We start from the raw sequence: 20,568 nt of genomic DNA, 5'->3' as shown, positions 1-20,568 counted from the left end.
GCCGCGCCGCGACGGGGTCCGGCCCTCCGCGGTCCGGAAAAGCGTCATCTCGCCCCGCTTCATGTGAACGTCTTTCGCGGATCGAAGGCGTCGCGGACGGCCTCGCCGATGAAGATCAGGAGCGACAGCATCAGCGAGATCACGATGAAGCCGGAGATGCCGAGCCAGGGGGCCTGGATGTTGTTCTTGCCCTGGGCGAGGAGCTCGCCGAGCGACGGTGAGCCCGGCGGCAGGCCGAAGCCCAGAAAGTCGAGCGAGGTGAGGGTCGTGATCGAGCCGTTCATGATGAAGGGCAGGAAGGTCAGCGTCGCCACCATCGCGTTGGGCAACAGATGCCGCCACATGATGGTGAGACTGCGCACCCCGAGCGCCCGCGCCGCCGCCACATACTCGAAATTGCGGGCGCGCAGGAATTCCGCCCGCACCACGCCGACGAGCGCCACCCACGAGAAGACGAGGAGGATCCCGAGCAGGAGGAAGAAGCTCGGCGTGAAGACGGCCGACAGGATCAAAATGATGTAGAGCGCCGGCACCGACGTCCAGATCTCGATCACGCGCTGGAAGAGAAGGTCGGTCCAGCCGCCGAAATAGCCCTGCACGGCGCCGGCCGCAACGCCGATGACGGAGGAGGCGGCGGTGAGGACGAGGCCGAACAGGATCGATATGCGGAACCCGTAAATGACGCGGGCGAGAACGTCGCGGCCCTGATCGTCGGTGCCGAGCCAGTTCCAGTTCCAGATCGTGCAGGACGGGTCGTCGACGCCGCCCGCCATGTTGGCGCAACGCTCGGCCTTCGTGAACATCCAGGACGGCGCGGAGGGCAGCGGGGTCGGCGGCGTGTTGTTGACCGCGCGATAATCGTAACGGATCGGCGGCCAGACCATCCAGCCGTTCGCCTCGATCTCCTCCTGGATGAAGGGATCGCGATAGTCGGTCCGCGCGAGGAAGCCGCCGAATTTCTCCTCCGGGTAGTCGACGAGGACCGGGAAGAGGATTTCGCCCTGATAGGAGACGATCAGCGGGCGATCGTTGGCGATGAACTCGGCGAACAGCGTCAGCACGAAGAGGACGAGGAAGATCCAGAGGGACCAGAAGCCGCGACGGTGCGCCTTGAAGAGACGCCAGCGGCGCTGGTTGAGCGTCGTCGCCGTCCCGAAGCCGGCGCCGGTCGGCAGCACCGTCGCCTCGCGCTCCTCGAACGTCGTCTCGAGCGCCTCGCCGGGCTCGGGCTCACGCTGTCGGTTTGCGCCGAACGGCTTGTCGGGCCCGTCTTCGTCGGATGGTGTCGCCGGGCGGGTGGTCTCGTTCTGGGTCGTCACCATGATCAGACCTCCCGGCTTTCGAAATCGATGCGGGGATCGACCCATGTGTAGGTGAGGTCGGACACGAGGTTCACGACGAGCGCGAGCAGCGAGAAGATGTAGAGCGTCCCGAACACGATCGGATAATCACGATCGATCACGCTTTCGAAGCCGAGAAGGCCGAGCCCGTCGAGGTTGAAGATCGTTTCGATCAGCAGCGAGCCGGTGAAGAAGGCGCTGATGAAGGCGCCGGGAAAGCCGGCGATGATGATGAGCATCGCGTTGCGGAAGACATGGCCATAGAGCACCTCCCGGTCCGACAGGCCCTTCATCCGCGCGGTGAGGACATATTGTTTGCGGATCTCCTCCAAGAAGGAGTTCTTCGTCAGCAGCGTCGTCGTCGCGAAGGCGGAGAGGGAGAGCGCCGTCAGCGGCAGCGCCATGTGCCAGAAATAGTCCAGGATCCGGGCCGGCCAGGAAAGCTGCTCCCAATTCTCCGAGACGAGACCGCCGAGCGGGAAGATGTTCCAGAAGGAGCCGCCGGCGAAGAGCACGATCAGGAGGACGGCGAACAGAAAGCCCGGAATGGCGTAGGCGACGATGATGATGCCGGACGTCCACACGTCGAACGCCGATCCGTCTTTCACCGCCTTGCGGATGCCGAGCGGGATCGAGATCGCGTAGGAGATCAGCGTCATCCAGAGGCCGAGCGAGATCGAGACCGGCATTTTCTCGGCGATCAGCTCGAGGACGCTGCGGTCGCGGAAATAGCTCTCGCCGAAATCGAAGGTGAGATAGTTGCCGAGCATCGTGACGAAGCGCTCGATCGGCGGCTTGTCGAAGCCGAACTGGCGCTCGAGATCGGCGATGAATTCCGGGTCGAGCCCCTGCGCCCCGCGATAGGGCGAGCCGTCGCCCGAGCCGCTCGTCGCGCCGGTGAAGTCGCCGGACTGGCTGCCGCCCGAGACGCGGGCGGTCGCCGACACGTTGGTGCCGCGAAGCTCCGCGATCACCTTCTCGACCGGGCCGCCCGGCGCGAACTGGACGATCACGAACGAGATCAGCATGACGCCGAACAGCGTCGGCACCATCAACAGAAGTCGGCGGAATATGTAGGCGGCCATCAGATCAGGTTGCCTTTGTCCACCAGGTGGTCTCCACGGGCAGGTCGTAGCGCGGTTGCTGGTCGGGGATGCCGAAACGATCCCAATAGGCGACGTTGTGAACGGCCTTGTAATATTGCGGGACCCAGTAGTGGCCGAGCCGCAGGATGCGGTCGACCGCCCGCGCGGCCGTCACCATCTCCTCGCGCGACGAGGCGCTCAGCATCGCCTCGGTGAGCCCGTCGACGACGGGATCCTTGATGCCGGCGAGATTGTAGGAGCCGGTGATGTCGGCGAACGGGGAGGTCCAGAATTCGCGGATCGATTCCGACGGGGTCGGCGCGAAGGCGAAGCGCTGGGTCGTGAGGTCGTAGTCGAAATTCTGGAGCCGGAGCTGGTATTGCGCGGCCTCGACGAGGCGCAAGATCGGCTCGATGCCGAGGAGGCGCAGCCGGTTCGCGTAAGGCTGCAGGATGCGCTCGGAGGTCGGCTGCGAATAGAGAAACTCGATTGTGAGCTGCTCGCCCGCCTCGTTCACCATCTTGCCCTCGCGCCGGCGCCAACCGGCGGCGCGCAGCAGGGCGTCCGCCTGCTTCAAGGGCTCGCGGTCGCGCCCCGTTCCGTCGGTGACCGGCGGAAGCCAGGCCGGACCGAATACCGCGGGATCGAGCTGATCGCGGAACGGCTCCAGCAGAGCGCGCTCGGCCTCGTCCGGCGTGCCGGTCGCCATCATGTCGGAGTTCATGAAGAAGGACGAGGTGCGCTCGTAGAGCCCATAGAAGACGTTGGCGTTGGTCCACTCGAAATCGAAGGCCCAGGTGAGCGCCTCGCGCGTGCGCGGATCCTTGAACTTGTCGCGCCTCGTGTTGATGAACCAGCCTTGCGCCCCGGCGGGCCGCCCGTCCGGGAAATCGCGGCGGACGACGCGGCCGTCATTGATCGCCGGAAAGTCGTATTCGGTCGCCCAGGTCTTGGCGGTGAACTCTTCGCGGAACGTGATCTGACCGGCCTTGAACGCTTCGAAGGCGGCCGTCCGCTCGCGGTAGAAGTCGACCCGGATGGTGTCGAAATTGTTGTGGCCGCGCCCGGTCGGGAGATCCTCGCCCCAATAATTCGGGCGGCGCTGAAAGGTGACATAGCGGCCCGCATCATAGGGGCCGACCACGTAGGGACCGGAGGACACCGGGACCGCCAGCGTCGCCTCGGAAAAATCGTTCTCTGTGTAATAGGCCTTCGAGAGGACCGGATAGCCCGCGACGAGGAGCGGCAGGCGGTTCGAGGTGCCCTCGGCGAAGGTGATCGTCACCGTCAGCCGCTCGGGTGCCTCGACGCTTTCGACGCCGTTCAGCGGCTGGGCGAGCGAAGGATGGCCGCGCTCCTTCAGCGTCTGCAGCGTGAAGACGACGTCTTCGGCGGTGATCGGGCTGTTGTCGGAGAAGGTCGCGTCGTCGCGGAGACGGAAGGTGAAACGCCGCCCGTCGACCTCGACGCTTTCGGCGAGATGGCAGTAGACGGTGTCCGGCTCGTCGAGCCCTCGCACCATCAGCGAGGTGAAGCACAGGCCCATCAGCGGCGGCGAATCGCCTTTGAGGACGTGCATGTTGAAGGTGTTGTAAGTGAGCGGGTTCTGGTTAGTCGTCCACGAGGCGGGGAGGAGGCGAATTTCGCCCCCCTTCGGCGCGTCGGGATCCACATAGTCGAAATGGGTGAAGTCCGGCCCGTGGTGCGGTTCACCGAACACCGTGAGCGCGTGGAGCGGGCCCGTCGGCCCGGTTTCCGCACCGGCGACGGCGGTCGGCGCGGTGGCGGCCGCCTCCTGGGCGCGGAGTGGAAAGGCGGCGAAGTTCAGGGCGGCGGCACCCGAAAGGGCGAGAATACGGCGGCGGTCGATGCCCGTCACGAAGGCTCTCCGATCTTGGCGGCCTTATCCTGATCCCACCACCATATCGTCGGGAAGCCGTGCGTATAGGGCGGAATATTGTCGGGATGCCCGAACCGGTTCCAGCGCGCGGTGCGGAACTCGGTGCTCGTGAACTGCGGCACCACGTAATTGTGCGCGAGGAGAACGCGGTCGAGCGCCCGCGTCGCCGCGACGAGATCGTCGCGATCCTTGGCGCGAATCACCTTCTCGATCAGCGCGTCGATACCGGGATCCTTGATCCCGGCATAGTTCTGCGATTGCGGCTGATCGGCGGCCTTCGAGCCCCAGAAATCGAGCTGCTCGTTGCCGGGCGACAGAGACTGGCCCCAGGCGAGCGTCGACATCTCGAAATCGCGATTGCGGATGCGGTTGATGTACTGCGACGTGTCGACGATGCGCAGCGTGAGGTCGACGCCGATGCGGCCGAGGCTCTGCTTGTAGGGAAGGACCGAGCGTTCGGACGCCGGGTTGTTCTCGATCATCTCGATCGTGAAGGGGGCGCCGGTCTCGGCGTTCACCATCTTGCCGTTGCGGATCTCGTAACCGGCCTCGCGGAAGAGGGCGACCGCCTCGCGCATATTCTCGCGCACCTTCTGCGGCGAGCCGCCGACGGGATTCTCATAAGGCTCGGAAAACACGGTCTCGGGGACGAGGTCGCGCACCTCCTCCAGGATCTCGAGCTCGCGGCCTTCGGGCAGGCCCGACGAAGCGAGCTCGGTGCCGGAGAAATAGGAATCGATCCGCTCATACTGGCCGTAATAGATCGTCTCCTTCTGCGATTCGAAATCGTAGAGGAGATTCAAGGCGCGGCGGACACGCTCGTCCTGGAATTTCGGCAGGCGCATGTTCATCACGAACGCCTGCATCACGCCACGACCCTCGTCCGGGAAGGTCTCGAGGATGACGTCGCCGCGCTTGCGGGCCGGAAAGTCGTAGCGGAGCGCCCAGTTGGAGGCGCTGTTCTCGGAGCGGAAATCGTACTGGTCGGCCTTGAAGGCTTCGAGGGCGACGGTCTGGTCGCGATAGGTGTCGTACCGGACCTTGTCGAAATTGTTGGTGCCCTTCATGGACGGCAGGTCCTTGGCCCAATAATCGTCGACGCGTTCATATTCGACGAAGCGGTTCGGCTCGAACGAGGCGATCTTGTAGGGACCCGAGCCGAGCGGCGGCTCCAGAGTACCCGACATGATGTCGCGAGGCTTGCCGCCGGGGCCGGTGCCGGTCCACCAGTGCTTGGGCATGATCTCGAGCTGACCGACGATGTGCGGCAGCTCGCGATTGCCGGTATGGGCGAAATTGAAGCGGACGGTCTGGTCGTCGACCTTCTCCGCCCCGGTGACCTCCGAATAGTAGAAGGCGCGCGTCGGGTCGGCCTCTTTGGTGACCTCGAGCGACCAGATCACGTCGTCCGGGGTGATCGGGGTGCCGTCATGCCAGCGGGCATCGGGGTTGATGTGGTACTCGACCCAGCTGAAATCGTCCGGATAGCGCAGCTTGTCGGCGATCAGGCCGTAGGATCCGGAGATGTTGATCTCGTCATAGGCCGGCGCCATCAGCTCGTCATAGATGAGGGTGAGGCCCGGCGCCGGATTGCCCCGCTGGAGGACCGGGTTGAAGCTGTCATAGCCCGAGGGGTCGGAGAGGCGGACGGTGCCCGCCTTCGGCGCGTCGGAGTTCACATAATCGAAATGCGTGAAGTCTTCCGGATAGCCCGGATCGCCGGTGAGGGCGGAGGCATGGCGCCATTGTGGCCCGTCGGCGCTGGCGCCTCCGGTCGCGCTCCCGTTCGTCGCGGCGTCCTCGGCGAAGGCGAGTGACGCGGCCGAGGCGAACGCGCACCCGAAGACGATGGCGAGCAGCGTGGCGCGCATGGGACATCTCCACTGTCTGATTCGCGCGCGCCGCCCGGCCGCTGCCGAAGGTCGCGTGCGAGATCCGTGTTGGTCGCGTCGTCGGCCGGTCGGGCGCCCGAAGCGAGCCGAGGACGCATTGTAACGTTCGGAGATTATCGGCGATCCCCATCGGCGCAACCCGCGAAACGTCAGCCTAACTGAGATGTAATTGGCGGGGGCGTGGGGAAGAGGGGCCGTGTGCGACCCATATCGGGTGCGGCGAGGGGCCTCATTCGGCCGCGTTGCGTGGCGCGGCGGGCCCCCGGAAAGACGGGGTGCCCGCAGAACGGGCACCCGCGCGGATCCTCGGTGCGACGATCCGTTACTGGCTGGAGGAGGGGTTCACAACCTCGACATTGCCTTCGGACGGGTTCTCGACCGTGACGTTCGAGCTCGAGCTCGAGCCTTCCGGCTGCTCCTGGAGAGCTTCGACGGCCTCGTCCTGCGCAGCGCCTTGCGATTCGGCCTCGTCCTGCGCCGCTTCGGCAGCATCCTGCGCGGTGGCAGGAGCGACCTCCTCGGCGGGAGCAGCACCCTCAGCCGGCGCGGCCTCCTCGGCGGGGGCGGCGCCCTCAGCCGGCGCGGCCTCCTCGGCGGGAGCGGTGTCCTCGGCCGGCGCGGCCTCCTCGGCGGGAGCGGCACCCTCAGCGGGAGCGGCACCCTCAGCGGGAGCGGCCTCTTCGGCAGGGGCGGCACCCTCAGCCGGCGCGGCCTCCTCGGCGGGAGCGGCACCCTCGGCGGGAGCGGTTCCTTCAGCCGGCGCGGCACCCTCGGCCGGAGCCTCGCCCTGTTCGGCGGCGGTCTCGGCGACTTCTTCGGCCTGGACGGCTTCTTCCTCGGCGGCCGCGGGGTCGGGCACCATCTCTTCGGTCGGTGCCGGCACCTCGGGGTACTCCGGCGCGTTGGGGGAGATGCTCTTCAGGTAGGCGATGACGTCCGCGCGGTCCTCATCGTTCTTGATGCCGGCATAGCCCATCGCCGTGCCCGGAATATCGCTCTGCGGGCTCGTCAGGAACTCGTTCAGCTCGTCATACGTCCAATGGCGGTCGCCATCTTCGGCGTAGCTCCGCATCGCGCCGGAGTAGTTGAAGCCCGCATGGGAGGCGATCGGATTGCCGACGACGCCATAAAGGTTCGGGCCGATCCCGTTCGCGCCGCCTTCTTCGAAGGTGTGACATGCGCCGCACACGCGAGCGAGGCCCTGGCCGGATCCGGCGTCGGCCTCGTTCAGCAGGACCGCGAGGGGCACTTCCTCGGGCGCGTCGCCGCTTTCCTGAGCCTCGGCGATCTCGATCTCATATCCGGGCGTGAACAGCGCGTGCTCGTCGAAGATGATTTCTGACAGCACACTGAGCCCCATCACGAAGACGAGGGCGCCGAGCACTGCGCTCATGATCTTGTTGAGTTCAAACGCGTTCATTGCCGCTGAGACCCTTGTTCGCTATTTCGCCGGCAGGCGTCGGTCCGGCACACCCCATCGCTGCCGGTCCACCCGTCCCTACCAAGTGATCCACCTTATGACTAGGCAAGCTATAGATTGCGACTCGAATCACATCAAATGGGACGCTGCACCGCACGAACCGATTGAGATCATTGTAAACGCCGAAACCCGCCCGACGCTGACGAAAGACCGACCGTGAACCCCATCGTCCTCATTCCCGCACGTATGGCCGCGACGCGGCTTCCAGGAAAGCCGCTGATCGAAATTCTCGGCACGCCGCTGATCGTCCACGTCCTGCGCCGGGCGTTCGAGGCCGACGCGGGCCGCGTGGTGGTCGCCTGCGATGGCGCGGAAATCGCCGCGGTGGTGCGCGAGGCGGGCGGCGAAGCGGTGGAGACCCGCGCCGATCATCCGTCCGGATCGGACAGGATCGCCGAAGCGCTCGGCATGATCGACCCCGACGGGCGGCACGATACGATCATTAACATCCAAGGCGATCTGCCGACGATCGCGCCCGAATCGATCCGGGCGAGCCTCGTTCCCTTTCGTGATAAAGTCGTGGATATCACCACGATCGTCGCCGAGATCACAGAGGACAGCGAGCGCACGAACCCCAACGTCGTCAAATGCGTGGGGGCGATGCGCGAAGACAACACTATGCGCGCTCTATATTTCACGCGAGCCACCGCCCCGTGGGGCGATGGGCCGCTCTATCACCATATTGGACTTTACGCCTACCGCCGCGCGGCGCTGGAACGCTTCGTCAGCCTGTCGCCATCCCCGCTCGAAAAGCGGGAAAAGCTCGAGCAGCTCCGCGCCCTCGAGGCCGGCATGCGAATCGACGCAGCTCTCGTCTCCGAGGTGCCGCTCGGCGTCGATACGCCCGCCGATCTCGATCATGCGGCACGCCGTCTCGCCGCCGGGGTGGCGTCGTGAGCGGGCGGGTGCGCGTCGTCTTCCAGGGCGAGCCGGGGGCGAACTCCCACATCGCGATCACCGAGGCCTTTCCCGAGGCCGAGGCCGTCCCCCTCGCGACCTTCGAGGATTGTTTCGCCGCCGTGGAATCCGGCAAGGCGAACTATGCGATGATCCCGATCGAGAATTCGGTCGCGGGCCGCGTCGCCGATATCCACACGCTGCTGCCGAGCTCCGGCGTCCATTTCGTCGGCGAGCACTTTCTGCCGATTCGGCATCAGCTCATGGCCCTGCCGGGCACCACGCTCGATGACGTCAAAGAGGTCTACAGCCACGTGCAGGCGCTCGGCCAATGCCGTCATACCCTGCGTAAGCTCGGGCTGAAGCCGGTCACCCACGCCGATACCGCCGGCGCGGCGCGTCAGGTCGCGGCGACCGGCGACAAGACCGTGGCGGCGATCGCCTCCCGCCTCGCGGCCGAAATTTACGGCCTCGACATTCTGAAGAGCGACGTCGAGGACGAAGCGCACAACACGACCCGCTTCGTCGTGATGGCCGACAAGCCCGAGCCCATCGGCCGCGACGTGCCGACGATGACCTCGTTCCTCTTTCGCGTGCGCAACGTGCCGGCGGCGCTCTACAAGGCGCTTGGCGGTTTCGCCACCAACGGCGTCAACATGGTGAAGCTCGAGAGCTATCAGCTCGGCGGGCAGTTTTTCGCCACGCTGTTCTATGCCGATATCGAGGGCCACCCGGACGATCCGAACGTGAGCCTCGCGCTCGAGGAACTCAGCTTCTTCTCCGCCCGGGTGCGGATTCTCGGCACCTATCGCGCCTCGTCCTTCCGTGAGACGATTCGCGAGCCGGCCGAGAATGCGGCCCTCAGGCCATCGCCCCAGTGATGATGGCGGCGCCGTCGATGACGGCGTCGTTCGCCACGGGCGCACCGCGCTCGTAATAGGCGCGCAGCAGGTGATGGGCGATCGCCACCGCCGGCGGTGCCGCATAGACCGAATGCGTGCGGTCGAGCATCGGCCCGATATCGGCCCGGTCGAACCAGCGCACGTCCTCGAGTTCGCGGTCGCGCGGCTCGATTTCGGTCGAGATCGCCTCGGCGAAGCAGCCGATCATCAGGCTCGACGGGAACGGCCAGGGCTGGCTCGCATAATAAGAGACGCGGTTCGTCCGCACCCCGGCCTCTTCCCAGATCTCGCGCCGTACGGCCGCCTCGATCGTCTCGCCATGCTCCATGAAGCCGGCGAGGCACGAATAGGTGCCCTCGACGAAGCGGCGCTGACGGCCGAGAAGGCAGCGCTCGCCGTCGACCGCGAGCATGATCACGACGGGGTCGGTGCGGGGGAAGTGGCTCGCGCCGCAGGACGGGCAGTCCCGCCGCATCCCGATCGCGCCCATGATCGTCGGCTGGCCGCAATTGGCGCAGAAACCGTGCGTGGCGTGCCAGCCGGTGACGCTGCGCCCCTGCGCGACCGCGCCGAGAAGCTCGGGCGAGATGCGCGCGTCGATCGCGAGTTGCCGCAGATTGTGGACGGTGAAGGAGTCTCCCGGCTCGGGCACCGGCGCGGCGAAGATCGGCCCGTCGGCGTCGAACCCGAGAAAGACGGCGTTCACCCAATCCGCGCCGAGCGCTTCGGCCTCGGAGCGGGTGAACAGAATGCGTGCGCCCTCTTGATCGGCGACGAGAAGATCGCCCGAATAGAGCAGAGCGCGTCCGTGGCGATCGGCCCGGACACTGTCGGCGAAGGCGCTTTCGTCGCGCCGTTCGGACATCCTGTCGAGGATGTTGCCGCCGAATCCCGTGGCGGCTGAATGATCACTGAGAGGATAGCGAAGGGTCATTCGTCCTAAATAGCGTCTCGTGCGCGTGAAAGCGATCGCCGATGGCGGCGCTCGCATCCGAAGATCGCGTTTCTCAACCGGGAATGGAGCGGCGCATTCGTCCAAAACCACCTTGCGTATGGCGGCCTGATGGGCACAACATCGTTTCGGTGAAAAAGCGACGTCGGACAACCGGCGCGAGAAACGGCGCCCGGCCGAGGCCGCGGCGGGGAGGACACGGCGAATGTTGAAGGGGATCGACCCCTTGCTCGACGCGGACGTGCTCTTTGCACTGCGCGCGATGGGGCATGGCGACCGTCTGGTGGTCGCGGACACCAATTTTCCCGCCGATACGGTGGCGCGCGAGACCGCGTCCGGCAAGCTGCTGCGCATCGCGAACGCCGACACCGAGCGCGTTCTGACCGCGGTTCTGTCGGTCCTGCCCGTCGAGGCGGTGGCGCGGATGGAGGTGATGGGCGCACCCGACGAGATCCCGCAGGTGCAGGCCGACGTCCAGCAGCTTTTGAATCGCGCCGCGCCGGAGGCCGGTGAGATGACCTCGATCGAGCGCTTCGCCTTCTACGACGCGGCGAAGACGGCCTATGCGGTCCTCACCACCGGCGAGCGGCAGTTTTACGGCTGCTTCATCCTCACCAAGGGCGTCGTGCCGCCGGATGCGTGAGGGGCAGGGAACACCCGTTCGGTGAGAGCGCGCGTCGCGATCCTCGGCATTTTCGTCGCCGATCTCGCCTTCGAGGCGCCGCGCCTGCCGCAATTGGGCGAGACGCTTCTCGGCCAAGGCTTCCGCATGGGGCCGGGCGGCAAAGGCTCGAACCAGGCGGTTGCCGCGGCGAAGGCCGGCGCCAACGCCGCGTTGATCACCCGCCTCGGCGCGGATGCGTTCGGCGAGATCGCGCTCGGCATCTGGGGCGAGGCGGGTGTCGACACCGCCCATGTCGTGCGCGATTCGGCACGGCCGACCGGCGCGGCCTTCATCTTCGTCTCGACGCGTGACGGCAACAACGCGATCATCGTCGAGGCCGGCGCGGCGGGTGACCTCACCGCCGCCGATCTCGACGCTGCGCGCGAAGCGATCACCAAGGCCGCCGTCTTCGTCACGCAGCTCGAACAGCCGATCGACGCGGCGAGGCGCGGCCTCGCCCTCGCGCGCGAAGCCGGTGTCGCGACCGTGCTCAATCCCGCCCCGGCGGCCGAGCTCGACGATGCTTTGCTCACCCTTTGCGATTATGTGACGCCGAACGAATCGGAGGCTGCGGCGCTCACCGGCCTGCCGGTCGGCAGCGTCGAGGAGGCGCGCGTCGCGGCCGATCGCCTGCTCGCGCGCGGCGCGCGGGCCGCCGTCCTCACCCTCGGCGAACGGGGCGCCCTCTATCATGACGGGCGCATCAGCGACCTCGTGCCCGCCTTCGCCGTGGGCCCGGTGCGCGACACCACCGGCGCGGGCGACGCCTTCACCGGCGCGTTCGCGACCGCGCTCGGCGAGGGGCGCGCCCCGCTCGAGGCCGTGCGCTTCGCCTGCGCGGCGGGAAGCCTGTCCGTCACCCGCCCCGGTGCGGCCGCCGCGATGCCGACCCGCGCCGAGATCGACGCCTTGCTCGCCGAGAATTGACGAACGAGAGGGATTGGAGAAACCCCGTGGAAACGCCCCTCAACACCAAGACGCTGACGACCCGCGCCGGGCGCAGCCTCACCTTCACCGAGCTCGGCACAGGAACCGCCCCGCTCGGCAACCTCTACAACCCGATCGACGAAGCGACCGCGCAGGCGACGCTCGACGCGGCCTTCGCCGCCGGCTCGCGCTATTTCGACACCGCGCCGCTCTATGGGTTCGGCCTCTCCGAACGGCGCGTCGGCACGTTCTGGCGCATGCGGCGGCCGGAGGGCGCGCTCCTATCCACCAAGGCCGGCCGGCTCCTGAAGCGGGGCGAGCGCGACCCCTCGCTCCAACCGGCCCAGTGGTTCGACGTTCCCGCGCGGGAGATTGAGTATGATTACACCTATGATGGGATCATGCGCTCCTTCGAGTTCTCGCTGGAGCGCCTCGGCGTCGACCGGATCGACATCCTCTATTGCCACGATATGGACATTTGGACCCATGGCAGCCGCGAGGCGATGATGGCCTGTGTCGAGGCCTATCTCGACAGCGGCCACCGTGCGTTCGTCGAGCTGCGCGATTCGGGCGCGATCGACGCCTTCGGGCTCGGCGTCAACGAGTGGGAAGTCTGCCAATATGTCGGCGAGCGTGCGGAGATCGATCTCTTCCTGCTCGCCGGCCGCTACACCCTTCTGGAGCAGGAGGCGCTCACGACGATGCTGCCGATGTGCGAGGAGCAGGGCATCGGCGTGGTGATCGGCGGGCCATACAATTCCGGCATCCTCGCGACCGGCGCGGTCGAGGGCGCGCACTTCGATTATAAGCCCGCCCCGCCCGCCATCCTCGATCGCGTGCGGCGGATCGAGGCGGTGTGCGCGAGGCACGGCGTTGCGCTGCGCGACGCGGCGTTGCGCTTTCCGCTGTGCCATCCGGCGGTGATGTGCGTCATTCCGGGCGGCGTGAAGCCGGAGGAAATCGCCGGCTCGGCCGCGTCTCTCTCCGCCGAGATCCCGGCCGCCTTGTGGCAGGATCTCAAGCGGGAGGGCCTTTTGCGCGAGGACGCGCCCGTGCCCGCCTGAGGCGGACGGCTAGGCCATCTCGTTGGCGATGGTCGTAAACCGGTCGACGAGGCGGGTGAGCGTCGCGACATAGTCGGCGGCGCCGTCGGTGAGCGACCAGGGCGAGCGCTCCAGCATGTAGTGGACCTGCGCCGTCTCGAGCTGGATCGCATGGACCCCCTCGGCCGGGCGGCCATGAAAGCGCACGGTCCACCCGCCGCGAAAGCGTCCGTTGACCACGGTCTCGGCCGTCGCGCGGCATTCTTCGGCGGCGGCGTCCTCGAAGGCCTTGTCGCAGGTCGCGCCGTCATTGGTGCCGACATTATAGACCGGCAGCGTGCCCTCGAAGAGGCGGGGGATCACGGAGCGGATCGAGTGAAGATCGAACAGCACCGCGACGCCGTGATCCTCTTTGATGCGCAAGAGTTCGGCCGCGATCGCCTCGTGATAGGGCGTGTGATAGGCGGCGCGGCGTTCGCCGATATCGCCGTCGGTCGGCTCCTCACCATGGATCCAGAGCGGGTTTCCGTCGAAATCGGTGGTCGGGATGAGATCCGTGGTCGCCTCGCCCGGATAAAGGCTCGCGCCGGACGGATCGCGGTTGGCGTCGATCACATAGCGATGGAAGCCGGCGCTGATGACGCTCGCCTTGCCGGCGAAACGGGCGGCGAGATGGTCGAGATGCCAATCGGTGTCGGTCATCGCCTGACCGGTCTCGTTGAGCCGCCGGGCGATGTTCGAAGGAATATAGGTCGAGGCGTGTGGGACGGAGATCAGGATGGGGCCATTGCCGGGAGTCAAAGTGAAGGGTTGGCTCATTGGTGACGACCTCCTGATTGAGCGGGCTTGAACGGCACGATCCTGCGAAAGGCCGAGCCCAAAGCCAATATGGAGCAGATGACGCGCATTGCGCGTCTTGCTTCATCCGGACATTAAATTTGTGTGGATAGGGGCGTTTCGGCCGTTCAGAGGCCGGAAAGACGCGAATTCTGCCGTAAGCCTATCTGCAAGAATCGTGCCACGGCAAGTCGCTTCTCATTTGATAATGCCGCGAAGGCCAAGTCAACACCGCCGGCCGCGATTAATCGCCCTCGCGGCACGATCACGCGGGGCTCTCATCAGAGAGATCACACGGCGTGACCAGGGGCGCGTGGCGCGGTGACGGCGCCCCTTTCGCCCGCCCCGCGCCCTCGGCTAGGCTGCTGGCCGCCCTCTTGCGTCGGTTGGAAACCCCATGAGCCTTGTGATCCGCGTCGGCCCGGCGCGCGCCGATTGGTGGCTCGCGCATATGCGCGCGCTTCTGCCCGAGATCGAATGCCGCCCCTGGGACGATCCGGGCGACCTCGACGCCGTGCGCTATGCCGTCGTCTGGAAGCCGCCGGCGGGCGGGCTGAAGCGGTTTCCCAATCTGGAGCTGATCGTGTCGATCGGCGCGGGGATCGACCATATCCTCGCTGATCCCGAGCGCCCCGCTGATGTTCCCATCGTGCGGACGACGAGTGGCGAGCTGACGCAGCGGATGCGGGAATATGTCCTCCTCCATGTCCTGCGGCTCCACCGCGATCTGCCCGCGATCGAGGCCGCGCAGAAAAGCGCGGAGTGGCGCCAGGTGGTGACGCCCCCGGCGCCCGGCCGCACCGTCGGCGTGATGGGGCTCGGCAATCTCGGCGCCGACGCGGCCCGTGCGCTCGCCGCCGTCGGCTTTGCGGTTCGTGGCTGGTCGCGGTCGCCAAAATCCGTCGCCGGGGTGGAGACTTTCGCCGGGGAGGCCGGCCTCGACGCCTTCCTCGCCGGGACGGACATTCTCGTCTGTCTCCTGCCGCTGACGGACGCGACGCGCGGGATCCTCGATGCAAGGCTGTTCGCCAAGCTCCCGGAGGGAGCCTCGATCATCAATGCGGCGCGGGGCGAGCATCTCGTCGAGGCCGACCTCATCGCCGCGCTCGATGCCGGACACATCCGGTATGCGACGCTCGACGTCTTCCACGAGGAGCCGCTGCCGCCGGGCCATCCCTTCTGGCGCCATCCGCGCGTTTATGTGACGCCGCACGTCGCCTCGCTGATCGACCCGGTGGCGGGCGGCGAGATCATCGCCGCCAATATTCGCCGCTTCATCGCCGGCGAGCCGATCCCCGATCTCGTCGATCTATCGAAGGGCTATTGAATCACGGGCGGACGAGAGCGCCCGCCGCCGGATCGCGCTCGACGCGCGGGGCGAAGGGGGCCGGCGCCGCAGCGCCACCGATCGGCTGGGACGGATCGTTGATGCCGTGGCACAGCCCGCTCGCCGGATCGCGTGAGACGCCCGACGGGCAGGCATAGAGCTTCGGAAAGACGAGACGCTGGGCGACCTCCAGCGGCGAGCGCGTGGCGAGATGGGCGAGAACCGCCTCGCCGAGCGCCGGATCGACGCGGACCGAGCCGCGATCCGTCGCGTCGATCCGTGGGTGATTGAAGGCCTCTTCGAGGGTGAGGCCGAAATCGAGCATCAGGGCCGCGACCTGAAGGACGGCGGGCATGATCTGGTTGGCGCCCGACGCACCGACCGCGAACAGCGCCTTGCCGTCCCGCTCGGCGATGGTCGGGCACATGTTCGATGCGTTGATGCGCTTGTGGCCGGCCATCGACGTTGGATAGCCGGGGCGCGGGTCGAAATAGGACACCGAATTGTTCATCAGGATCCCGGTCGAGGGCAGCACGACGCATGAGCCGAAACGGTTGAGGAGCGTGTAGGTGAGGGCGACCATGTTCCCCTCCGCATCCACCGCCGACATGTGGCTCGTGCAGCCGCCGACCTCCTTGGCCCGGCCGATCGCGATATTGTGGCTCCGCCAGGCGGCGTCGAGCGCATCGGCGTAGACGGCCCAGCTCTCCGGGCCGATCCCCTTGGCGGTGTCGAGATGCGCCGCGATATGGCCGAACGCCTCGACGAGGCGCGGGCCGCCGCTCGTCGGCCCGGCGGTGTGCAGCGCGACGCTGCGATGCTCGCCGGTCAGCGCGCCGTGCTCGAGGGCCTCGTAGGCGGCGAGATCGCCTTCGTCGATGCGGCTGCCGCCGGCCTGAAGGTCGGCCGCGAGCCGTTCGGCGAGGGCGCCGCGATAAAAGCTCTCCGCACCGCCGTCCGCGAGCGCGCGCAGCGTGTCGGGCAGGGCGCCGAGGGCGAGAAAGCTCTCCGGGCGCGGCGGGCCGCCGTCCGGGAGATAGACGGCGCGGGCGGCGGGATCGCGGGCGAGGTCCGCCATCGCGAGGCTCACCTGGAGGGTCGTGAACCAGTCCGCGGCGAGGCCGCGATCGGCGAGGGTGATCGCGGGGGAAAGAATCGTGTCGAGGCCGAGCGTGCCGAACCGGCCGAGCGCGTGGGAGAGGCCCTTCACCGCCCCGGGCACCGTAATCGAGCGGTAGCCGACGACGTGTTGCCGGTCGACGACGGCGGGAAAGCCCATCAGCGAATCCGGCCCGTCGGGGTCGAGCGGGTAGTCGTCGAAGGTGATGGCGGCGGGAAGCATGCCCTGAAAGTCGATCACGCGGGCGGTGCGCTCGGCGGCGGACCAGACGACCATGTAGCCGCTGCCGCCGAGGCCGCACATCCACGGCTCGACCGCGCAAAGGGCGAAGGCGGTGGCAACGGCCGCGTCGATCGCGTTGCCGCCGGCATGAAGCATCGCCGCGCCGGCCCGCGCCGCCTCATGGTGCTGGGCCGCGACGACGCCGGCTTCGCTCGCGACGGCGCGCTTCGACACCGCCCATTGTTCGACCGACCGATTCATATCCACCCGTCTTCACCCCTTCGCGTGCGTCGTCCCGCCTCGTGCCGGAACGAGACGATCGTGCGCAAGTTTAACCCTTGGATCCAAGTGAGAACCGAGGACTTCGCACTATGGCCTACACCGTCCGCGACATGCCCGAACAGCTCCCGTCCGCGCTGGTCGAAAAGGCCCGCGAGGTGGAGACGGCGACGATCGGACACCGGCGGTTCATGGGCTTCGTCGATCCGGCGATCCAGGCGGTGCACGGCTATCGAATGGTGGGAACGGCGGTCACGCTCGCGCTGCCGGGGCAGGATTCGACGCTGCTTCACCATGTCATCCAATATCTGCGCAAGGATGATGTCCTGGTGATCGACCGGCTCGGGGACACCCGGCACGCCTGTTTGGGCGGGGCGGTCGCCTGTGCGATCAAGACGCGTGGTGTGGCCGGTGTCCTGATCGACGGGCCGTGCACCGACATTCCGGAGATCGTGCAATACGACCTACCGGTCTGGTGCCGCGGGCCCTCGCCGATCACGACGCGCCTTTATGACGTCGGCGGCGCCTTCAATGTCGACATCCAGTGTGGCGGGGCGGTGGTGCATCCCGGCGATCTCGTGGTGTGCGATTTCTCCGGCGCGCTGGTGATGCCGGCCGCCGAGGCCGAGGCGGACGTCGACTGGGCGCTCGGCAAGCAGCGGATGGAGCCGGCCTCGCATCTCGCGCTGAAGGCGGGCGCCTATCTCGGCATCGACACCGGGGCGACTGAGAAGGTTCTCGCCAAACTTTAACGCCTCCATCATCCGGCCGGGTATGGCCGCCCCGTGACGCCGGCCCCTCTATCCGCGCGCCGTGTTTGAAGGCATGGTCGCGCCATGAGCACACAGCGCCCTCTCGTCCTCGTCACCGGCGCCTCGTCCGGCATCGGCGAGGCCTTCGCCAAGATCATTGCCGCCGATGGATGCGATCTTCTCCTCGTCGCCCGCCGCACCGAGCGGCTCGACGCGCTGAAGGCCGAGATCGGCGGCGAGACCCACACTCTGCCGCTCGACATCACCGCCCCCGGCGCGGGCGACGAGCTGGACGCCGAACTGGCGCGTCTCGGCCGGCCGGTCGATATTCTGGTCAACAATGCCGGGTTCGGGAAAGCCGGCCCGTTCGCCGGATCCGACCGGGCGGATCAGCTCGGCATGGTCGATCTCAACGTGCGCGCCCTAGTCGATCTCACCCATCGCTATTTGCCGGGGATGGTCGAGAGGCGCACCGGCGGCGTTCTGAACGTCGCGTCGACGGCGGCGTTTCAGCCGGGGCCGAACGTTGCGGTCTATTATGCCTCAAAGGCGTTCGTTCTCTCTTTTTCGGAGGCGCTCAGCGAAGAGGTGCGCGGCAGCGGCGTCACCATCTCGGCGCTCTGTCCGGGCCCGACCCATTCGGAGTTCGGCGCGATCTCCGGCATGGCGACGCACCGCGTCTTCCGGCCGTCTTTCCTGAAGACGTCGGAGGCGGTCGCGCGGCAGGGATGGGCCGGATTCCGCGCGGGACGGCGCGTCGTCGTGACCGGGGCGCTCAACAAGATGACGGCGGCGGGCGGGCGCGTCCTGCCGAAGGGCGTCGTCCTCAGGATGGTGAAGCGGCTCCAGACCGACCGTTAGGCCGGCGGGGCGGTCAGTCGAACAGCTCGGGCCGGGCGATGCGCAGCGCCATCAGGCAGACGATCGCCTTGCCGTCGCGCAGGTCGCCGCTCTGGAAGGCACGCCACAGGTCGGCGAAGCCCCATTCCTCGACGTCGATCATCTCGTCTTCGTCGGCGTCGGGGCCGCCGCCGTCGAGCTTGTCGGCCGGGGTGTAGCGGGCGAGGAAGCAGCTCATCTGCTCCGTCACCATGCCGGGGATCGGGTAAAATGTGCTCACTTTTTCGGGATCATGCACGCGATAGCCAAGCTCTTCGCCGGCTTCGCGGACGGCCGCCGCGGCGGGGTCGGCATCGTCCGGGTCGATCAGCCCGGCCGCCGCTTCGAGGAACAGCCCGTTGCCCTCCGCGACATGGACGGGCAGGCGAACCTGACGGACCAAAAGGCAGGTCTTGCGCGTTTCGTCATAGGGAAGGACAGCCGCACCGTGTCCGTGATCATGCACCTCGCGCACGACCTCGATTTTGCGGTCGCCCTGCTGAAGGCTCGCTTCATAGAGGTCGAGTTTCATGAAGCCGTCATAAACTGATCGTTTGTGACGCACGCTGTAGGTCTGATCGGTCAAGGCTGAGTTCCCGTCCGGCGTTGGCGTGCTATAGCGTTCCAATCGCCGAAATGCCACGCCCATTGTGGGAGGCTCACATGCGCCAGACAAGCGTCCTCGACGATCTGCTCAGCGCAATCACCGACAACCGCCTGTTCCGCGAGCGCCGCCGTCCGAAGCGGATTTCGCGCGCCGATCTCGCGGCGATGCTGGCCGCGCTCTATTCGGGGCAGGGCGAGGCGTCGTCCACCGAGCGGGCCGAGGAGTTCCTGCGGGCCTATCGCGATCTCGATTCCGCGGGGCGCACCTTCGTCTATCGCACGCTCGCGACCGATTACGGGCCGGAGCCGGACGCGCTCGCGGCGGCGGCGAAGGCCTATCTCGACAAGCCGAGCGAGACGAACGCCAAGGCGCTCCAGGTCGCCGCCGAGCCGCGCCGGGTGGAGATCTTCCGCCGGCTCAATCTCGTCCAGGGCGGCACGCAGGCGCTCGTCGCGATGCGGCTCGAACTCTTCGCGCGCCTTGCCAACCATCCCGAATTGTGGACCGTGGACGACGATTTGCGCCGCCTCTTCCAGGCCTGGTTCAATCGCGGTTTCCTTCTTCTGCGCGAGATCGATTGGCAGACCTCGGCGGCGATCCTCGAAAAGATCATCCGCTATGAGGCGGTCCACGAGATCCAAGACTGGGAGGATCTGCGCCGCCGGATCGACGTGCCGGACCGGCGCCTGTTCGGCTTTTTCCATCCCCGCCTCGGCGACGAGCCGCTGATCTTCGTCGAGGTCGCGCTCACCGAGGACGTGCCGACGGCGATCGAGCCGATCCTGACGGACAAGCGTGAGCCGATCGACCCGCAAGCGGCGACGACGGCGGTGTTTTATTCGATCTCCAACTGCCAGGACGGGCTGCGCGGGATTTCGTTCGGTTCGTTCCTCATCAAGCAGGTCGCGGACGACCTCGCGCGGGAGCTGCCGAACCTCAAGACCTTCGTCACGCTGTCGCCGGTGCCGGGCTTCGCGCAATGGCTGCGCGAGGAGGCCGCCCGCCCGACGAGCGCCGTGGACGAGCCGACGCGCTTGCTTCTCGACAGTCTCGACGGACCCGACTGGCTCGACGACCCGGCGCTCGCGAAGGCCGCGGAGACGGCGCTCACGCCGCTGATCGCCTATTATCTGACCGAGGCGAAGGATGCGCGCGGCCGGCCCGCCGATCCCGTCGCCCGTTTTCATCTCGGCAACGGCGCGCGGCTCGAGCAGATCAACTTCGCCGCCGATCGCGCGCCCGGCGCCCTCGCCACGGCGCACGGCTACATGGTCAATTATCGCTATATCCTCTCGGATGTGGAGCGGAACCACGAGGCGTTCGTGAACGAGGGCAAGGTCGCGTGCATCAACGCCGTGTCCCGTCTCACACGCGGGGTGAAGGTCGCCGAACGCGATGCCGCCGCCGGTCCGAAACAGCTTCCCCCGCCCGCCGCCGAAAAGGCCAACGCGGCGGCGAGCTGA

At 67.1% G+C, this 20,568-nt stretch carries 18 protein-coding genes; 9 read left to right on the top strand and 9 right to left on the bottom strand.

Annotated elements, in window-relative coordinates; all coding sequences use genetic code 11:
- Positions 1-59: 59 nt before the first annotated feature.
- The 5 genes from L1787_RS09385 to L1787_RS09365 form a co-directional block, all read right to left on the bottom strand.
- Complete coding sequence (locus tag L1787_RS09385; RefSeq protein ID WP_235708541.1) at positions 60-1,322, bottom strand: ABC transporter permease; 1,263 nt, start codon at positions 1,320-1,322, stop codon at positions 60-62.
- Between the two features lie 2 nt (positions 1,323-1,324).
- Entirely contained in the window at positions 1,325-2,425 is a 1,101-nt protein-coding gene (locus L1787_RS09380; protein WP_235708540.1) for a microcin C ABC transporter permease YejB, read from the bottom strand.
- Between the two features lie 4 nt (positions 2,426-2,429).
- Positions 2,430-4,304, bottom strand: a complete 1,875-nt coding sequence (locus tag L1787_RS09375; RefSeq protein WP_235708539.1) for an extracellular solute-binding protein — start codon at positions 4,302-4,304, stop codon at positions 2,430-2,432.
- Complete coding sequence (locus L1787_RS09370) at positions 4,301-6,196, bottom strand: extracellular solute-binding protein (RefSeq protein ID WP_235708538.1); 1,896 nt, start codon at positions 6,194-6,196, stop codon at positions 4,301-4,303. Before L1787_RS09370 ends, L1787_RS09375 begins: the two co-directional genes overlap by 4 nt.
- 343 nt (positions 6,197-6,539) lie before the next feature.
- The gene (locus L1787_RS09365; protein ID WP_235708537.1) at positions 6,540-7,637 is read right to left on the bottom strand and encodes a c-type cytochrome; all 1,098 of its coding nucleotides are present in this window, start codon (positions 7,635-7,637) and stop codon (positions 6,540-6,542) included.
- Positions 7,638-7,853: 216 nt separating this feature from the next.
- Here L1787_RS09365 and L1787_RS09360 point away from each other — a divergent pair, with 216 nt between their 5' ends.
- Positions 7,854-8,594, top strand: a complete 741-nt coding sequence (locus tag L1787_RS09360) for a 3-deoxy-manno-octulosonate cytidylyltransferase (protein ID WP_369415077.1) — start codon at positions 7,854-7,856, stop codon at positions 8,592-8,594.
- Positions 8,591-9,475, top strand: coding sequence for a prephenate dehydratase (locus L1787_RS09355; protein WP_235708536.1), 885 nt, complete (start codon positions 8,591-8,593; stop codon positions 9,473-9,475). The genes L1787_RS09360 and L1787_RS09355 overlap by 4 nt, the downstream gene beginning before the upstream one ends.
- Here L1787_RS09355 and nudC read toward each other — a convergent pair.
- On the bottom strand, positions 9,456-10,430 hold the full coding sequence (gene nudC, locus L1787_RS09350; protein ID WP_235708535.1) for an NAD(+) diphosphatase: 975 nt from the start codon (positions 10,428-10,430) through the stop codon (positions 9,456-9,458). The genes L1787_RS09355 and nudC overlap by 20 nt on opposite strands.
- A 223-nt stretch (positions 10,431-10,653) precedes the next feature.
- On the opposite strand from nudC, the gene L1787_RS09345 reads away from it, so the two are divergent.
- The 3 genes from L1787_RS09345 to L1787_RS09335 are packed head-to-tail and all read left to right on the top strand — an operon-like array spanning position 10,654 to position 13,103.
- The gene (locus L1787_RS09345) at positions 10,654-11,091 is read left to right on the top strand and encodes an RbsD/FucU family protein (RefSeq protein WP_235708534.1); all 438 of its coding nucleotides are present in this window, start codon (positions 10,654-10,656) and stop codon (positions 11,089-11,091) included.
- Positions 11,092-11,112: 21 nt separating this feature from the next.
- On the top strand, positions 11,113-12,039 hold the full coding sequence (gene rbsK, locus L1787_RS09340; RefSeq protein WP_235708533.1) for a ribokinase: 927 nt from the start codon (positions 11,113-11,115) through the stop codon (positions 12,037-12,039).
- A 26-nt stretch (positions 12,040-12,065) separates the two neighbouring features.
- Positions 12,066-13,103, top strand: a complete 1,038-nt coding sequence (locus L1787_RS09335) for an aldo/keto reductase (protein ID WP_235708532.1) — start codon at positions 12,066-12,068, stop codon at positions 13,101-13,103.
- 9 nt (positions 13,104-13,112) lie between these two features.
- Here L1787_RS09335 and hutG read toward each other — a convergent pair whose 3' ends face one another.
- Complete coding sequence (gene hutG / locus L1787_RS09330) at positions 13,113-13,901, bottom strand: N-formylglutamate deformylase (protein ID WP_235708531.1); 789 nt, start codon at positions 13,899-13,901, stop codon at positions 13,113-13,115.
- 415 nt (positions 13,902-14,316) lie between these two features.
- Here hutG and L1787_RS09325 point away from each other — a divergent pair, with 415 nt between their 5' ends.
- Positions 14,317-15,246: a 2-hydroxyacid dehydrogenase gene (locus tag L1787_RS09325; RefSeq protein WP_235708530.1), complete on the top strand. Its 930-nt coding sequence runs from the start codon at positions 14,317-14,319 to the stop codon at positions 15,244-15,246.
- Position 15,247: 1 nt separating this feature from the next.
- Here L1787_RS09325 and L1787_RS09320 read toward each other — a convergent pair whose 3' ends face one another.
- Positions 15,248-16,849, bottom strand: coding sequence for a gamma-glutamyltransferase family protein (locus L1787_RS09320; RefSeq protein WP_235708718.1), 1,602 nt, complete (start codon positions 16,847-16,849; stop codon positions 15,248-15,250).
- A 110-nt stretch (positions 16,850-16,959) separates the two neighbouring features.
- On the opposite strand from L1787_RS09320, the gene L1787_RS09315 reads away from it, so the two are divergent.
- Both L1787_RS09315 and L1787_RS09310 read left to right on the top strand, forming a co-directional pair.
- Positions 16,960-17,619: an RraA family protein gene (locus L1787_RS09315; RefSeq protein WP_235708529.1), complete on the top strand. Its 660-nt coding sequence runs from the start codon at positions 16,960-16,962 to the stop codon at positions 17,617-17,619.
- 84 nt (positions 17,620-17,703) lie between these two features.
- Positions 17,704-18,480 (top strand): SDR family NAD(P)-dependent oxidoreductase, encoded by a 777-nt coding sequence (locus L1787_RS09310; RefSeq protein ID WP_235708528.1) that lies wholly within the window; start codon positions 17,704-17,706, stop codon positions 18,478-18,480.
- Between the two features lie 13 nt (positions 18,481-18,493).
- On the opposite strand, the gene L1787_RS09305 is transcribed toward L1787_RS09310, so the two are convergent.
- Positions 18,494-19,147, bottom strand: coding sequence for an NUDIX domain-containing protein (locus L1787_RS09305; protein WP_255720371.1), 654 nt, complete (start codon positions 19,145-19,147; stop codon positions 18,494-18,496).
- A 14-nt stretch (positions 19,148-19,161) separates the two neighbouring features.
- On the opposite strand from L1787_RS09305, the gene L1787_RS09300 reads away from it, so the two are divergent.
- Positions 19,162-20,568: a malonyl-CoA decarboxylase domain-containing protein gene (locus L1787_RS09300; RefSeq protein WP_235708526.1), complete on the top strand. Its 1,407-nt coding sequence runs from the start codon at positions 19,162-19,164 to the stop codon at positions 20,566-20,568.

It is taken from the genome of Acuticoccus kalidii, assembly GCF_021556395.1.
Classification (GTDB): domain Bacteria; phylum Pseudomonadota; class Alphaproteobacteria; order Rhizobiales; family Amorphaceae; genus Acuticoccus; species Acuticoccus kalidii.
This window is presented reverse-complemented; position numbering and strand designations above follow the sequence as displayed.

Coding starts and splice junctions, on each gene's coding strand:
- L1787_RS09320 (WP_235708718.1), bottom strand. CDS start 16,849: ATGAATCGGTCGGTCGAACAATGGGCGGTGTCGAAGCGCGCCGTCGCG.
- L1787_RS09365 (WP_235708537.1), bottom strand. CDS start 7,637: ATGAACGCGTTTGAACTCAACAAGATCATGAGCGCAGTGCTCGGCGCC.
- L1787_RS09310 (WP_235708528.1), top strand. CDS start 17,704: ATGAGCACACAGCGCCCTCTCGTCCTCGTCACCGGCGCCTCGTCCGGC.
- nudC (WP_235708535.1), bottom strand. CDS start 10,430: ATGACCCTTCGCTATCCTCTCAGTGATCATTCAGCCGCCACGGGATTC.
- L1787_RS09305 (WP_255720371.1), bottom strand. CDS start 19,147: ATGGGCGTGGCATTTCGGCGATTGGAACGCTATAGCACGCCAACGCCG.
- L1787_RS09380 (WP_235708540.1), bottom strand. CDS start 2,425: ATGGCCGCCTACATATTCCGCCGACTTCTGTTGATGGTGCCGACGCTG.
- L1787_RS09315 (WP_235708529.1), top strand. CDS start 16,960: ATGGCCTACACCGTCCGCGACATGCCCGAACAGCTCCCGTCCGCGCTG.
- L1787_RS09300 (WP_235708526.1), top strand. CDS start 19,162: ATGCGCCAGACAAGCGTCCTCGACGATCTGCTCAGCGCAATCACCGAC.
- L1787_RS09370 (WP_235708538.1), bottom strand. CDS start 6,196: ATGCGCGCCACGCTGCTCGCCATCGTCTTCGGGTGCGCGTTCGCCTCG.
- L1787_RS09325 (WP_235708530.1), top strand. CDS start 14,317: ATGAGCCTTGTGATCCGCGTCGGCCCGGCGCGCGCCGATTGGTGGCTC.
- hutG (WP_235708531.1), bottom strand. CDS start 13,901: ATGAGCCAACCCTTCACTTTGACTCCCGGCAATGGCCCCATCCTGATC.
- L1787_RS09385 (WP_235708541.1), bottom strand. CDS start 1,322: ATGGTGACGACCCAGAACGAGACCACCCGCCCGGCGACACCATCCGAC.
- L1787_RS09345 (WP_235708534.1), top strand. CDS start 10,654: ATGTTGAAGGGGATCGACCCCTTGCTCGACGCGGACGTGCTCTTTGCA.